This is a genomic window from Microbacterium terregens (assembly GCF_039534975.1).
In the GTDB taxonomy this organism is placed as follows: Bacteria; Actinomycetota; Actinomycetes; order Actinomycetales; family Microbacteriaceae; genus Microbacterium; species Microbacterium terregens.
Genome location: NZ_BAAAWH010000001.1, coordinates 847,217 through 862,541, shown reverse-complemented (window position 1 = coordinate 862,541; position 15,325 = coordinate 847,217). Strand labels below are relative to the sequence as shown.

At 67.0% G+C, this 15,325-nt stretch carries 13 protein-coding genes; all 13 read right to left on the bottom strand.

The features are described from left to right. Positions 1–24: 24 nt before the first annotated feature. Positions 25–372 carry a 50S ribosomal protein L23 gene (gene rplW / locus ABD655_RS03905; RefSeq protein ID WP_344711756.1) on the bottom strand — a complete coding sequence of 116 codons (348 nt, stop codon included), beginning with the start codon at positions 370–372 and terminating at the stop codon, positions 25–27. Further along, positions 369–1,031 (bottom strand): 50S ribosomal protein L4, encoded by a 663-nt coding sequence (gene rplD / locus ABD655_RS03900; RefSeq protein ID WP_344711754.1) that lies wholly within the window; start codon positions 1,029–1,031, stop codon positions 369–371. Before rplD ends, rplW begins: the two co-directional genes overlap by 4 nt. Before the next feature lie 4 nt (positions 1,032–1,035). After that, entirely contained in the window at positions 1,036–1,692 is a 657-nt protein-coding gene (gene rplC, locus ABD655_RS03895; RefSeq protein WP_344711752.1) for a 50S ribosomal protein L3, read from the bottom strand. A gap of 8 nt (positions 1,693–1,700) precedes the next feature. Further along, on the bottom strand, positions 1,701–2,009 hold the full coding sequence (gene rpsJ / locus ABD655_RS03890) for a 30S ribosomal protein S10 (RefSeq protein WP_116648288.1): 309 nt from the start codon (positions 2,007–2,009) through the stop codon (positions 1,701–1,703). 658 nt (positions 2,010–2,667) lie between these two features. Then, a complete protein-coding gene (locus ABD655_RS03885; RefSeq protein WP_344711751.1) occupies positions 2,668–3,609 on the bottom strand; it encodes a hypothetical protein in 942 nt (313 codons plus the stop codon). Between the two features lie 343 nt (positions 3,610–3,952). Continuing rightward, positions 3,953–4,171, bottom strand: a complete 219-nt coding sequence (locus ABD655_RS03880) for an Rv0909 family putative TA system antitoxin (RefSeq protein ID WP_344711750.1) — start codon at positions 4,169–4,171, stop codon at positions 3,953–3,955. A gap of 265 nt (positions 4,172–4,436) precedes the next feature. Beyond that, positions 4,437–5,381, bottom strand: a complete 945-nt coding sequence (locus ABD655_RS03875; protein ID WP_344711749.1) for a class C sortase — start codon at positions 5,379–5,381, stop codon at positions 4,437–4,439. Between the two features lie 208 nt (positions 5,382–5,589). Beyond that, positions 5,590–7,044, bottom strand: coding sequence for a SpaH/EbpB family LPXTG-anchored major pilin (locus ABD655_RS03870; protein WP_344711748.1), 1,455 nt, complete (start codon positions 7,042–7,044; stop codon positions 5,590–5,592). Between the two features lie 105 nt (positions 7,045–7,149). Beyond that, entirely contained in the window at positions 7,150–10,254 is a 3,105-nt protein-coding gene (locus ABD655_RS03865; protein WP_344711747.1) for a prealbumin-like fold domain-containing protein, read from the bottom strand. Between the two features lie 380 nt (positions 10,255–10,634). Continuing rightward, on the bottom strand, positions 10,635–11,828 hold the full coding sequence (gene tuf, locus ABD655_RS03860) for an elongation factor Tu (RefSeq protein WP_344711746.1): 1,194 nt from the start codon (positions 11,826–11,828) through the stop codon (positions 10,635–10,637). A 233-nt stretch (positions 11,829–12,061) separates the two neighbouring features. Then, positions 12,062–14,176 carry an elongation factor G gene (gene fusA / locus ABD655_RS03855; RefSeq protein ID WP_344711745.1) on the bottom strand — a complete coding sequence of 705 codons (2,115 nt, stop codon included), beginning with the start codon at positions 14,174–14,176 and terminating at the stop codon, positions 12,062–12,064. Positions 14,177–14,326: 150 nt separating this feature from the next. Next, the gene (gene rpsG / locus ABD655_RS03850) at positions 14,327–14,797 is read right to left on the bottom strand and encodes a 30S ribosomal protein S7 (protein ID WP_257501468.1); all 471 of its coding nucleotides are present in this window, start codon (positions 14,795–14,797) and stop codon (positions 14,327–14,329) included. Positions 14,798–14,802: 5 nt separating this feature from the next. Continuing rightward, on the bottom strand, positions 14,803–15,171 hold the full coding sequence (rpsL, locus tag ABD655_RS03845; protein ID WP_257501467.1) for a 30S ribosomal protein S12: 369 nt from the start codon (positions 15,169–15,171) through the stop codon (positions 14,803–14,805). Between the last annotated feature and the right edge of the window lie 154 nt (positions 15,172–15,325).

The window sequence follows — 15,325 nt, the reverse complement described above, 5'->3', positions numbered from 1 at the left end:
GTTATGTGTCCTTCGTCCCGACCGTCAGCCGACTGCCGTGAAGATGTCGATGGTTCCCGACTTGAGCGTGACGATCGCGCGCTTGGTGTCCTTGCGCTTGCCGGCGCCGAATTTGGTGCGACGGACCTTGCCGACGCGGTTGATCGTGTTCACCGCGGCGACCTTGACGCCGAAGATCTTCTCGATGGCGAGCTTGATCTCCGTCTTGGTCGCGCGGGGGTCCACGAGGAACGTGTACTTGCCCTCGTCGATGAGCCCGTAGCTCTTCTCCGACACGACCGGCTTGAGGATGATGTCGCGCGGGTCCTTGTTGATCGAGAGCGCCTGGCCGCTATTGCCGTTTGCGCTCACAGCCGTCTGCAGGTCGGTCATGCCGAGACCTCCTCGGTCGCGGGAGCCTTCGCCGCGATGAACGCGTCGTAAGCAGCCTTGGTGAAGACGATGTCGTCGGAGACGAGCACGTCGTAGGCGTTGAGCTGGTCGACCGGCAGCACGTGAACGTACGCGAGGTTGCGAACGCTCTTGACGGTGATCTCGTCGTTGCGGTCGATCACGACGAGGACGCGCTTGGTCTGCGCGACCTCGGCCAGGTACGCCGCGGCGGCCTTCGTCGAGGGCGCACCCTCGATGCCGAACGACTCGATGACGTGCAGACGCTCGCCGCGAGCACGATCGCTGAGCGCACCCAGGAGGGCGGCCGCGATCATCTTCTTGGGCGTGCGCTGCGAGTAATCGCGGGGCTTGGGTCCGTGGACGACGCCACCACCGGTCATGTGCGGCGCGCGGATCGAGCCCTGACGGGCGTTACCGGTGCCCTTCTGCTTGAACGGCTTGCGACCGGCGCCGGAGACCTCACCGCGACGCTTGGTCGAGTGGGTGCCCTGGCGAGCCGCCGCACGCTGTGCGACGACGACCTGGTGGATCAGCGGGATGTTGGTCTTGACGTCGAAGAGCGCGGCGGGCAGCTCGACCGAGCCGGCCTTTTTGCCTTCTGCGCTTCGCACGTCGAGCGCGAGATTCTGGTCAGCCATGGTCTCAGCCCTTCACTGCGTTGCGGACGTAGACGATGCGACCGCGCGCGCCGGGGACGGCGCCCTTGACGAGCAGCAGACCCTTCTCGGCGTCGACGGCGTGCACCGTGAGGTTCAGGACGGTCACGCGCTCGCCACCCATACGGCCGGCCATGCGCATGCCCTTGAAGACGCGGCTCGGGGTCGACGATGCGCCGATCGAGCCGGGCTTGCGGTGGTTGCGGTGCGAACCGTGCGATGCCGAGACGCCCTTGAAGTTGTGACGCTTCATGACACCGGCGAAGCCCTTGCCCTTGCTGGTGCCGACGACGTCGACCAGCTGGCCGGCCGCGAACGTGCCCTCAGCGGTGAGCTCCTGGCCGAGCGTGTAGTCGCCGGCGTCGGCGGTACGCACCTCGGTGAGGTGGCGGCGCGGCGTGACGCCGGCAGCCTCGAAGTGGGCGGTCTGCGGCTGGTTGACCTTGCGCGGGTCGATCTGGCCGTAGGCGATCTGGATCGCGTTGTAGCCGTCACGCTCGGGGGTGCGAACCTGGGTGACCACGTTCGGGGCGAGCTCGATGACGGTGACGGGAATGAGCTTGCCATTCTCGTTCCACACCTGGGTCATGCCGAGCTTGGTGCCCAGCATCCCCTTGGAAATCTTTGAGTTGATGTCTGCCATGGCGAGTCCTAGAGCTTGATCTCGATGTTGACGTCAGCCGGCAGGTCAAGGCGCATCAGCGAGTCGACGGCCTTGGGCGTCGGGTCGATGATGTCGATCAGACGCTTGTGGGTGCGCATTTCGAAGTGCTCGCGGCTGTCCTTGTACTTGTGCGGCGACCGGATGACGGCGATGACGTTCTTCTCGGTCGGAAGGGGCACGGGGCCCACGACGGTCGCGCCAGCACGGGTCACGGTGTCGACGATCTTGCGGGCCGACGAATCGAGGCCGGCGTGATCGTACGACTTCAGGCGAATGCGGATCTTCTGTCCCGCCATTGTCTGCTCTCTCTCTTTCCGCGTCTTACGTTCCCGGGATCCGGGCCGCATTGGACGCACGGGGACGTGGGATGGGTCATCCCTCGTCCTTGGCACTTCGCTCACCGCGTCTCCGCGGTAAGGCTTGCACCACTGTTCTGCTGTCAAACCGGAGGCTTTCGTCCCCGGCTCCCCCACCCGCGCTGCGCACGCAAGGCACGCCCCGTTGCCGGGATGCTGGTGTTGGAAGTGTTGCTCTGCTGCCTGCGGCCTAGGACCCTGCGCGTGTGCGCCGCCTATGCACTGCCCTGGCAGTGATCCGGGGCACGCGAGCGGCCGCCGGAATGTGGAACCTCACTATTCTACGTGCAGCCCGGGCGTGTCGCAAACTCGGGCGTGTCGTGGGTGTGTCGGGGCCTCGCGCCCGCCGTCGCCCGGCTGCCGAGAGTGCATATCCCTGCCGTCGAGAGTGCCGGTCCCGGCTGCCGAGAGTGCATGTCCCTGCCGCCGAGAGTGCATGTCCCTGCTGCCGAGAGTGCCGGTCCCGGTTGCCCAGGGTGCGCGTCTCCGCCGCCGAGGGTGCGGGCCACCGCCGCCGAAAGTGCACGTCCCCGCCCCCAAGGTGCCGGTCCAGGTTATCGAGCGTGCACGTCCCCGCCGCCGAAAGTGCTCGACGCGGCTACGGCCGATACCCGCGCGGCCAACCCTGCGTGATGAGAGCGTCCAGGAGCGTCTCGCAGTCGTCGAGCTGCGGCATCCCCCAGTTCATGCCGATCCATCCCGTCGCGTTTTCGATCGCGGCACGCCGCGCAGCCTGATCGCGCACCACCTGCGCCGGTGTGCGCCCGCGCGTGAACTCCGGGTCCACGAGCTTGACGGCGCCGTCGAACTCACCGAACCGACGCAGCCGCGGCCATGCGAAGTCGAGGTACGTCCGGCCCAGATCCGTCAGCACCTCCCGCTGCAACTGTGCCGCCGGCATCCCGAGCTCCCACATGCGGTACCGGCTGACGCTCTCGCCCGGCAGCTGCGCGCGACCGTCGGCGAGTTCGGCCAGCAGGCGCGCCCGACGGATGCCGCGCGCGCCCGGATTCGCGAAGATCCGGCGCCACACGAGTGCACGGAAGCCGTCACTGGCATCCGCATCGATCGTGTGCGATTCGTCGTCCCAGGCAACGCGACGAAGCGCTGCATCGAAAGCGGCGAGTCCGCCCTCGGCAGGCAGCACGCGGATGACGTCGTACACCGTGCGATCCAGGGCGGTGACGAGCAGTCCGTCGAGCATCACGACGTCCTCATCGGACAGGGGGATGCCGTGACGCACCACGTCCCCGCGAGACTTGGCGGGGTTTTCGCCGGGATCGATGACGTGCGCGCGGGTGTCACGACTGCCGAAGACGGGCACGCGCCAGAGTGCGGCCGCCGTGATGTGCGAATACACCGGTGCCCGCCGGGCACTCGCCGCCACGGCATGCGCGCGCAGCCGCTGGCGTCCTTCCACGTGCTGCGCCGCCCATTCCTCCGCGTTCACGTGGATGCCGCGGCGAAGCCTCGTGAACCCCACCGTGGGTGCGGGGTCGAGCTGCGTTGACCTGACGAGGGCGTCGTCGATGGATGCCATGGGTCCAGGCTGGCGGCCGCGGGTCTGCGCGCGGCGCCGGTACGCCGATATGGAGGAGTAACCCGTCGGGAGCGGCGCCTGGGGAGGAGGAGCTCGGGCGGGGCGCGGCTGTTCAGCGTCGGAGGACTCTCGGCGATCGGCGTGGGTACTCTCGGCGGGCGGGAGGTGCACCCTCGGGGCTGAGGTGGGCACTCTCGGCAGCCGGGGCGTGCACCCTCGGGGCTGGGGCGGGCACTCTCGGCGGCCGGGATGTGCACCCTCGGGGCTGAGGTGGGCACTCTCGGCGGCCGAGCCGGGACGCGAAAGGGCCCGGGACGCCGAGCATCCCGGGCCCCCGAAACAGCTACTTCTCGTTGCCGACGGCCTTGTCGATGTTGTCGCGGACACCGTCGACGTGCTGGTCGACGGTGTCAGGGGCGACCTTCTTGACGAAGTCTGCGGCGGCGTTCAGCGCGTTGTCGCTGATGTCCTCCGCCTGGTCGGACTTGAGCGCCTCGCCGATCTTGTCCTTGTTCTGCTCGAGGAATTCCTTGCCCTGGTTCACCACGTCGTCGATACCCATTGCGCACTCCTTCGTCGCCCGAGTGGGCGCTCACTCCCATTGAAGGTGGGCAACGGGGTCTCCGTCAAACGGTCAAGGCGCCCGGCATCCACTGTTCGAGCGCTCGTCAGCCGAGCGACGCAGCACCCTCGGCAACCGGGACCTGCACCCTCGCCAGCCGGGACACGCACCCTCGGCAGCCGGGACATGCACCCTCGGCAGCCGGGACATGCACTCTCGACAACCGAGCCGAGCCGCGCCGAGCCGCACCGCGAAGGCCCCGGGGTCACGGCTTCCCGGCGCTACGAGACCGGCGACGGCGCGCGGGTCGACCGGACCACCAGACGTACAGGCCGAGCGTGAGCGCCGCCGCCGCGAGGATCAGCGTCCACCACGGAAACCCGGGGATATCGGGGGTCTGCCCCGCCTGCGCGACCTCGGCGGGCGGTGTCGGCAGGATGCGCTCGCCCGTCACCAGGATCCGATGGCTGTTGATGCCCAGCGGCGTGCAGGTCACCAGCGTGACGAGGTCCTCGCCCACCAGCGGGTAGAGCGTCTCGGTCTCGCTGGGGGCGACCACCTGCGTGCTGATGACCCGGTAGGTCAGGACGTCGCCGAACACTTCGATCGAGAAGAGGTCCCCCTCGTCGACCTGGTCGAGATTCGTGAACAGCGTCGAGGACGCCAGCCCGCGGTGGGCGGTGAGCACCGCGTGCGTGTCCTCGCCACCGACCGGCAGCGCCGTGCCCTCCAGGTGCCCGACGCCGCGCTGCAGCACGGCCTCCGATACGCCGTGGTAGATCGGCAGATCGACGCCGATCGAGGGAACGCGCAGGCGGGCCATCAAGCCCTGATCGTCGGCCGAGAGCAGCGAGGAGTAGTCGTTGTCGACGGCCGCGCCGTCGACAACGGGCAGCCTCTCACCCGCGGCCACGGACGCCCCGCCGACCAGGTCCGTGTTGTACGCGTGCGCGCGTTCGATCTCGCCCGCGACACCCTCGGGGCCCAGGACCTCGACCTCGGTCGAGTACTCGTCGATCATGCGCGACTGCTCGTACTGCGAGAACCATCCCGCCACGGAGGGATACATCAGGATCAGGATGCCGAGAAGGCAGACGACGGCGATGGCGAGCGGGAGTACCGGAAGCCGCCACCGCGGACGCAGCGCCCGCTCCGCTCGTCGCGAGGACGGCGTCGACGAGTCGGCAGCAGCAGGGGCGATCAGTGTCACGGGTACTCCGGGCGGACGTGGAACAGCGTGGTGCCGTGGCGAGGGAGGCGGTGCGGCCTCCCCCGCCACGGGGTCGGGGGCCGTGGCGGGGAAGCCGGCAGACCTCTCCCGTTCCGGAATGGAGACCGGAACGGGAGAGGCGGTGCGGCCGCCCCGCCACGGGTTTTGGGGGAACGGCGATCGGCTAGGGGGGCCGACCACCGGGGGGTCAGGCGCGGACGGCGGCGGCCTTGCGCCGGGCGATCACGAAGGCGGCTCCGACGGCGACGAGCACGAGCGCTCCACCACCCGTCGCGAACATCAGCGGGCCGTTGCCACCGGTGAGCGGCAGGGCGTACGCCGGAACCTGCGAGTTGTGCACCTTCACGACCTGCGCGCCGGCGATGTCGCCCGTCTTGACGGTCACCTTGGTCGGTGCGGCGGTCGCGGTGTATCCCACCGGCGCCTGGGTCTCGACGATCCAGTAGTCGGTGCCGCTCACGCCGGCCTTCAGACCGGGAACCACGATCATGCCGTCCTCCGGCGACGTGAAGGTCGCCTTGCCGTCGACCACGACGGCATCCGACTTCGCGATCGCATCGGCCTCGCTCGTGAAGATCTGGAACTGCGCACCCTTCAGCGCGGTCTTCTCGCCGGTGTACTTGAAGATCTTCAGCGCACCCCAGTACGTGACCGCGTCGGCCTTCACTGTCGCGTCGTTGACGTACAGCGTGGCGGAGTTCTCGATGGAGCCGTCTTCGATCGACTTCACGGTGGTCACGATCTTCAGCTGCACGGTTCCGCCGGCGGCGGCTTCGAGCTTGTCCAGGCCTGACGCCGTCGCGACGACCTTCACCTCGCCGGCCGAGCCCGCGGTCGGCGCCGTCAACACGTAGTCGGCGGGGTCGCGCGGCACGGACGTGCCGTCGGCCGTCTTGGCCGTGACCGTCGCGGAGACGTAACCGAGGCGCGCGTCCAGCGTGTCGACGATGTCGTACTTCGTCAGCTGGCCATCCGCTGCCAGGTTCGGGATGTCTCCGGTCACGGTCCACGCGACCTCCTGGCCGAGGCCGAACGCGGTGCTGTCATCGACGGACTTGGACACTCCGGTCACGGAGTTCTTCGGGTACACGTGGATGTCGTAGAGCCACTTACCGGCGTTCGGCAGCGGCACCGACACCAGGAAGGGCGGCGAGGTGACGGCGATCGGGTTGCCGCCGGCGCCGGTCTCGGTGACGAGGTAGACCCCGAGGCCGAGGCTCGGGAAGGCCAGGGTGCCGTCCGCGGCGGTGGCGCCCGCCGACACGGCAGTCGTCGCGAACGTCGTGGTGCCGTCCGTCACCTTGCCGGCAACCACCGTGAGCTTCTCGGCGAGGGTCCAGCCGGCGTTCGTGGCGAGATCGACGGCGTCGACCTTCGCGATGCTGAACGTGACGCCCTCCAGCGGCTGCAAGCCCTTGAGCTGTTCGGGCGTCAAGGCCGTGCCGTCGTGCGGCAGCGTGGTCGGCTGGGCCGGCTGCTGATATTTGTGGATGGTGACCGAGCCGGTCGCCTTCGGGTCGATGTTCGGCCCGTCCGTCGCGGATGCGGGTCCGCCGATGGTCACGGCGCCGAGCGTCGCGATCGCGACCACTCCGACCGCTGCTACGAGCCGTCCGAGACGGCCCTTCGATGTATTCGTCATGTGTGTCAGTTCTCCCCAGAGTCAGACATGGATGGATGAAACGGTGCCGGTGATTTCGGGTGTGAAACGGCTGCACCAAGCCGTGGTCGTGGGCTGCGCGCCCGCTCAGATCCGTCGCATCGCGACGATTCGTCGGGCGTGCCAGGCGGCGAGGATCCCTGCCAGGAGCAGGGCGATCACCCCGCCGAAGAGGAAGGCATCGGTACTGGTCCCGCCGGTGAGGGGCAGGACTACGGCGGGCACCTTGTCGTTGACGAAGCGGTACGTCGCCGTCGCCCCGGGACTGAGCGTCACTCGATCCGACGACACCTCCAGCCAGCTGCCGTCCGGCTGCAGCTGCTGGATCGCGAGCTGGCGGTAGGCGATGGTTCCGGGTCCGCCGGTGAGCGCCTCCGAGATCACGTACTCCGTGGCCGGCTTGACCTCGAACGTGTTCGCGACGGACGCCGTCTCTGCGCCGAGCGCGGACTTGGCGGTGAGCGCACCGGGCGCCGGCGTCGCGGACAGTGTCCAATCGCCGGGATTCATCGACGGATCCTCGACGTGCTTGAGCAGGACCAGCTGGGCGGTGGCGTTGACGACCGTGCAGGTGACGTTCGCGCCCAGCGGCACGATGACCTTGCCATCCGTCACCGGAACCGCCGCCGACCCCGCGGCGCAACTCCACGCGCCGTCCTGGACGTACTCGGCGGGACCGCCGCTCTCCGCGAGTGCGTAGACGATGCCCGCCGTGACCGGCGCGGTCACGGACCCTGCGGAGGTGTACTTCCCCGTCGGTCCCTGCAGAGCCGGGCTTGCCACGGGCTTGGTCGCGGTGAGGGTCCAGCTGCTCGTCGGCGCTGCCCCGAACGAGACCTTCTTCACCAGGCTCAGGGTCGAGGCGCAGGTGACCGTGTTGGTCAGCGTGTAGCTGTTCGCACCGAGCTGCAGCGTCACCTCGGAAGGGACATCGCCCGCGACGGTCTTGCCGTTGGCCATCGTGAGCTTCTTCGAGGTCAGCGTGCACCCGGGCAGCTTCTGCGCGTCGATGGAGACCGTCTCGGAGATCGCGACCTTCTGCGACTGCGTGAAGCCGCTGTAGACGGTCCCCCACACGCGGTCCGTGCCGGCAACGGATGCTGTCGCCGTGAGTCCCTGCGGCAGCGCGGCGTCGCCGGGCTGCGCGGGCTCCCGGTAGGTGCCGGTGACAGCCCCCGTCGAGTCCTTGATCGTCCAGACCTTGTCGACGACCACGGTCGCGCCCTTCGGCGTCTCGGCGTTCACGACAGTGCACACGACGTTGTCGCCGGATGCGAGCGACGTCAGAGTGAAGGTCAGATCGTTCGGGATGCCGGACACCGCCACGCCGTTCTTCAGGCAGGTCACGCTCTCGAGCACCCACCCCGTCTTCTGCGTTTCGGTGACCGTCACACTCGCGGTCTGACCGGCGGCCGTGAACGAGATGCGCCATGGGGCCGGAAGGAGCCCGTTCGCTCCGGTGACCTGGACGTCCGTGGGCGACAGAGTGCCCGCGCCGGTCTTGACGGGTGTGAAGCGCCACCCGGATCCGTCGGTGAGCGCGCCGCCGGCGGCCGCCCGCTGCTGCTTGTGGATCTGAACGGTCGCTTCACAGGTCAGCGAGGAAGCGAGGCTGGCCAGCTGTGTGGAAACCACGGCCCAGTTGTTCGTGATCGCGTAGTCCGCTGCGCCGATCGCCACGCCCCCGGGCGTCCACGCGGTCCTGCCCGTGACGGCTTCGAGGTTCTGCGGCAGTGCCGCGTCGATGTAGTCCCCGACGCCGAAGGCGAGCATCTGGGTCCCCTGGCTCTTCACGAGGTTCGCGGAGAGGATCGCGGCTTCGAGCCTGATGAGGTTCGTCCACGAGCCGCCGTCGCTCTCCTGGCTGGAGCGCGTGGGGTTGCCATCGGTAAGGACGACGGCGAGGTCGTACCCCTGACCCTTGATCTGGGCGATGCCGGCATCCCAGTTGGTGTAATCGTTGGTGCCGACCGCGATGCCGTTGATCTTGTCGGTGAAGTCCTTCTTGAGGTTCGCGCCGGTCACCAGGGTGGGCGCTGTCACGACATCCGCACCGTTGCCGAACTTGTAGACGCCGAGCGTCACGTCCTTGTTCGCGAACTGCGTGGCGAAGGCGACCGAGGCAGCCTTGGCGCCCTTGATGCCCTCGTTGTTGTTGTAGGTCATCGACGTGGAGGTGTCGACGATCAGCGCCACCTTCAGCCCCGGCGTGCACGTCGACTGGTGGCGCGGGTTGTTCACCGTCGTGATCATGTCGCCGCTGTTGTGCGTCCAGCGGTTGGCGGTTGCCACGGTGGCGCTGAGCGGGAGCTGCGGGTTGCCGACGCGGGAATCCTTCGGCATCCCTGCCACACCGGTGCCGGGCAACTGGTATGCGGTCTGAGAAGCGACGATCTTCGGCGTGCGGAACGCGTACGGGGTCGCCGCGAACTTGTTGACGCCCGTGTTCGTGTTGTCGCCGGTGATCAGGTATTGGCTGAGGAATGACTGCGAGCCGGCCGCGCCGTTGGACATGACCCAGTACTGCTTGCCCAGCGCGGTTCCCTGAATGCTGAAGTTGCAGTCTCCGCCCGCGTCGGTGGTGCAGGTCGCCCAGGCTGCCGTGATCGGATCGCCAGGGTAGCTGTTGGTGGAGCTGACCGTCACGTCGGTGTGCAGGCGCAGCTGCACGCCCGCCGTGGGCGAGGTGGTCGTCGTGGTCCCGGAGGCGGTCCGCAGCGCGCGGAGGTTCACGGTGATCGCGGCCTGTCCCTGCGGGATGGTCGGCGCGGCGAGCAGCGACATGCCGTCCGACTCTGCGTCCGCCATGGACCGGGAACCGACGGCGTCATCGCCGGCATCCGACTCCGGCTGTTCGGGGTCCACCGACTCTGCGATCTCATCCGACGGCGAGGCCGGCACGCCGTCCTCGGCCGGGGCGACGTCGACCGGCGGCGACGCGACCGGCGCGGGCGTCTGGTCGACGCCCGCCGACTCGACGGGCTCCGGCAACTGCTCTACGACCGCGGGTGCGGTCGGGGCGGGCGTTGCCGCATCCAGCCCCGCGGCGATCGCAGGAACAACGCCGGCGATCACCAGAATCCCCACGACGGACGCCGCAGCCGTTCCGAGAACGGCGCGGCGCCCGTGCAGGCGGCGACGAAGTTTCTGGCGCAAGACCTTGCGCGAGGCACCACGAACGTCGGTATGCATATACTCCCCCAGAGAGCGTGCAACAGCACTGCGCGGACCCAGACTGAAGCCTCTCGGGTAGAGGCACAGCTCCGCACAGGGGCGTTCACCAGCGGCCCAGTCCTGCTCGATCCTTCGGGTGGTCCGAGCAGGTCCGCTTTATGTGATCACTAACTACAAACTATGACACCGTCATAGTTTGTCTCCACTAATTCGCCCGAATAGATCCTTAGGAACTCCTGAAGTCCCAGAAGTCCCTTGTGCTTTCCTTCGGAAATCGTCTTTGACGTGGGGAAATCCGAAACTGTCGCGCATTCCGGGTCATATGCACAGGGAACTTCTCGTCTTCGGGCACGCAAAAGGCCCCCGGGAAATCCCGGGGGCCTTTCGAAAAGCGAGTGCTACTTGAGGATCTTCACGACCGTGCCGGCGCCGACGGTGCGGCCACCCTCACGGATCGCGTAGCCGAGGCCCTCTTCCATGGCGATGGGCTGGATCAGCTCAACGGTCATGTCCGTGGTGTCGCCGGGCATGACCATCTCGGTGCCCTCGGGCAGCGTGATGACGCCGGTGACGTCCGTGGTGCGGAAGTAGAACTGCGGGCGGTAGTTCGTGAAGAACGGGTTGTGACGGCCGCCCTCCTCCTTGGACAGGATGTACGCCGTGCCCTCGAAGTTGGTGTGCGGGGTGACCGAACCGGGCTTGACGACAACCTGGCCGCGCTCGACGTCGTCACGCTTGGTGCCGCGAAGAAGCAGACCACAGTTCTCGCCGGCCCACGCCTCGTCGAGCTGCTTGTGGAACATCTCGATACCGGTGACGATCGTCTTCTGCGTCGGGCGCAGACCCACGATCTCGACCTCGGAGTTGATCGCGAGGGTGCCGCGCTCGGCGCGACCCGTCACGACCGTGCCACGGCCGGTGATGGTGAAGACGTCCTCGATGGGCATGAGGAACGGCTTGTCCTTGTCACGCACCGGGTCGGGGATGGAAGCGTCGACGGCCTCCATGAGCTCGACGATCTTCTCGACCCACTCGGCGTCGCCCTCGAGCGCCTTCAGACCCGAGACGCGGACAACGGGAGCGTTGTCGCCATCGAAGTCCTGGCTCGAGAGAAGCTCGCGAACCTCGAGCTCGACGAGCTCCAGGATCTCCTCGTCATCGACCATGTCGCTCTTGTTCAGGGCGACGAGCAGGTACGGCACGCCGACCTGCTTGGCCAGAAGCACGTGCTCGCGCGTCTGAGCCATGGGGCCGTCGGTCGCCGCGACCACGAGGATCGCGCCGTCCATCTGGGCAGCACCGGTGATCATGTTCTTGATGTAGTCAGCGTGACCCGGGGCGTCGACGTGCGCGTAGTGGCGCTTCGGCGTCTCGTACTCGACGTGCGAGATGTTGATCGTGATGCCGCGCTGACGCTCCTCGGGAGCAGAGTCAATGGACGCGAAGTCGCGCTGCACGTTGGTGGCCGACGGGTACTTGTCGGCGAGCACCTTCGAGATCGCTGCGGTGAGCGTGGTCTTGCCGTGGTCGACGTGACCGATGGTTCCGATGTTTACGTGCGGCTTGGTCCGCTCGAACTTGGCCTTAGCCACTAGGTCCTCCTCAGGACGTTCATGTAGAGGGTCCGGGCGCTGGTTTGCGACCGGTGCTCTACGGGGATTGATTCCTACATTAGTAGAGAGGTAGGGGGTGAAACTGTGTATCTCGCGACAGCGGCTGCGCCGCCCGGTTGTCCAGTGGCGGCGAAGCCACCTATCGAGACACGGTAACCGATATGCAGTTGTGGTGCGGATGCCGGGAACTCTCGCCCCCGGCATCCTGAGGGCTACTCGCCCTTGTTCTTCTGGACGATCTCTTCGGCCACGGCCTTGGGGACCTCGGCGTAGCTGTCGAACTCCATCGAGTAGACGGCGCGACCCGAAGTCTTCGAGCGCAGGTCACCGATGTAGCCGAACATCTCCGACAGCGGCACCAGAGCCCGGACGACCTTGACGCCCTGGGCGTCCTCCATCGACTGGATCTGGCCGCGACGCGAGTTCAGGTCGCCGATGACATCGCCCATGTACTCCTCGGGCGTGCGCACCTCGACGCCCATGATGGGCTCGAGGATGACGGGGTTGGCCTTGCGTGCGGCCTCCTTGAATCCCATCGATCCGGCGATCTTGAACGCCATCTCGGACGAGTCGACGTCGTGCGCCGCGCCGTCGAGCAGGATCGCCTTGACGCCGACCATCGGGTAGCCCGCGAGGACTCCGACGTTCATGGCGTCCTGGAAGCCCTGGTTGATCGAGGGGATGTACTCGCGCGGGATGCGCCCACCGGTGACCTTGTTGTCGAACTCGTAGGTCTCCTCGGCAGTCAGGTCGAGGGGCTCGATCGCGAACTGGATCTTCGCGAACTGACCCGAACCACCGGTCTGCTTCTTGTGGGTGTAGTCGTGACGCTCGACAGCCTTCTTGATCGTCTCGCGGTACGCGACCTGGGGCTTGCCGACGTTCGCCTCGACGCGGAATTCGCGCTTCATGCGGTCGACCAGGATGTCCAGGTGCAGCTCGCCCATGCCCTTGATGACGGTCTGACCGGTGTCGGAGTTCTGCTCGACGCGGAACGTCGGGTCCTCCTCCGCGAGCTTCTGGATCGCGAGACCCAGCTTCTCCTGGTCAGCCTTGGTCTTGGGCTCGATCGCGACCTCGATGACCGGCTCGGGGAACGTCATCGACTCGAGCACGACCTGGTGCTGCGAATCGGAGAGCGTGTCGCCCGTGGTCGTGTCCTTGAGGCCGATGACCGCGTAGATGTGCCCGGCGGTGACGGAGTCGACCGGGTTCTCCTTGTTGGCGTACATCTGGAAGATCTTCCCGATGCGCTCCTTCTTGGACTTCGTCGAGTTGACGATCTGTCCGCCCGAATCCAGGTGACCGGAGTACACGCGGATGTAGGTGAGACGGCCGAAGAAGGGGTGCGTCACGATCTTGAACGCCAGAGCAGTGAAGGGCTCGTCGCGGTCGGCGTGGCGCTCGATGACGATCTCTTCGTTCTTCGGGTCGTGCGCCTCGATGGCGGGCACGTCCAGCGGCGACGGGAGGTAGTCCACGACCGCGTCCAGCATCGGCTGCACGCCGCGGTTCTTGAACGCCGAGCCGCACAGCACCGGGTAGATCTCCGAGGTGACGGTCATCTTGCGGATGGCGCCCTTGATCTCGGCAACAGTCAGGCCCTCGCCGCCGAAGTGCTTCTCCAGAAGCACCTCATCGGACTCGGCGACCGTCTCCAGCAGCATCTCGCGGTACTTGGCGACCACGTCGGCCATGTCGGCCGGGATCTCCTGGACGTCGTACTTGGCACCCATGGTGACATCGCCCTTGGAGTCGCCCGCCCAGACCAGCGCGCGCATCTCAACCAGGTCGACGACGCCGATGAAGTCGCTCTCGGCACCGATCGGCAGCTGGATGACCAGCGGCCGGGCCTTGAGCTTGTTGATGATCGTGTCGACCGTGAAGTAGAAGTCGGCGCCCAGCTTGTCCATCTTGTTGACGAAGCAGATGCGCGGGACGTCGTACTTGTCGGCCTGACGCCATACCGTCTCGGACTGGGGCTCGACGCCCTCCTTGCCGTCGAAGACGGCGACGGCGCCATCGAGGACGCGCAGTGAGCGCTCGACCTCGACCGTGAAGTCGACGTGGCCGGGCGTGTCGATGATGTTGATCTGGTTGCTGTCCCAGAAGCACGTCACAGCAGCGGAGGTGATCGTGATGCCACGCTCCTGCTCCTGCTCCATCCAGTCGGTCGTCGAGGCGCCGTCGTGCGTCTCGCCGATCTTGTGGTTGGTTCCCGTGTAGAACAGGATGCGCTCGGTGGTCGTCGTCTTGCCGGCATCGATGTGGGCCATGATGCCGATGTTGCGGACCTTGGTCAGGTCGGTGAGCACGTCTTGTGCCACGGGGTGTGTCCTTATCTATTTCGGTGATCGTGTTTCGATACGCGGCTCTCGCCGCTGCTCAACAACCGATGAATCATGTTGACGTACCGAGATCGGATGTCGCGGGGTGTCGGGCGGGGCGGAACCCGCCTCGCCCGACACCGGCTGGGTTCACCAGCGGTAGTGCGCGAAGGCGCGGTTCGACTCGGCCATCTTGTGGGTGTCTTCGCGGCGCTTGACCGCGGCACCCAGGCCGTTCGAGGCATCCAGGATCTCGTTCTGGAGGCGCTCGGTCATCGTCTTCTCACGACGACCCTTTGCGTAGCTGACAAGCCAGCGCAGCGCCAGCGTGTTGGCGCGGTGAGGCTTGACCTCGACCGGCACCTGGTAGGTCGATCCACCGACGCGGCGGCTCTTGACCTCGAGGGTCGGGCGCACGTTGTCGAGCGCCTTCTTGAGCGTGGCGACGGCGTCCTGGCCGTTCTTGTCCTCGACGCCCTTCAGGGCGGTGTAGACGATCGACTCGGCGAGCGACTTCTTGCCGTCAACGAGGATCTTGTTGACGAGCTGGCTGACGATCGGTGCGCCGTATACCGGGTCGTTGACGACGGGGCGCTTCTGGGCTGGTCCCTTGCGAGGCATGGTGCTTAACCCTTCTTCGCGCCGTAGCGGCTGCGAGCCTGCTTACGGTTCTTGACGGCCTGGGTGTCCAGGGCGCCGCGGACGATCTTGTAGCGGACACCCGGAAGGTCCTTGACACGACCACCACGCACCAGAACGAGCGAGTGCTCCTGCAGGTTGTGGCCTTCGCCGGGGATGTACGCGGTGACCTCGGTGCCGTTGCGGAGCTTGACACGGGCGACCTTGCGCATCGCCGAGTTGGGCTTCTTGGGCGTGGTCGTGTACACGCGGGTGCAGACGCCCGCCTGCTGGGGGTTCGACTTCAGGGCGGGGGCCTTGGTCTTTACGACCTTGGGCGTCCGTCCCTTGCGAACCAACTGCTGAATGGTTGGCACGTTCTCTCCTTGTTGTGCTGCACGGTGACAGCGTCGTGGTCTCCCCTCGCATTCCACCGATCGTTGCGATCCGTGTCATCCGAGGCTCACGCGGACCCACCGGCGCGGCAGAAGAACTGACGCGATTGTGTGGTGGGTATGCCGTGGGGGCCGC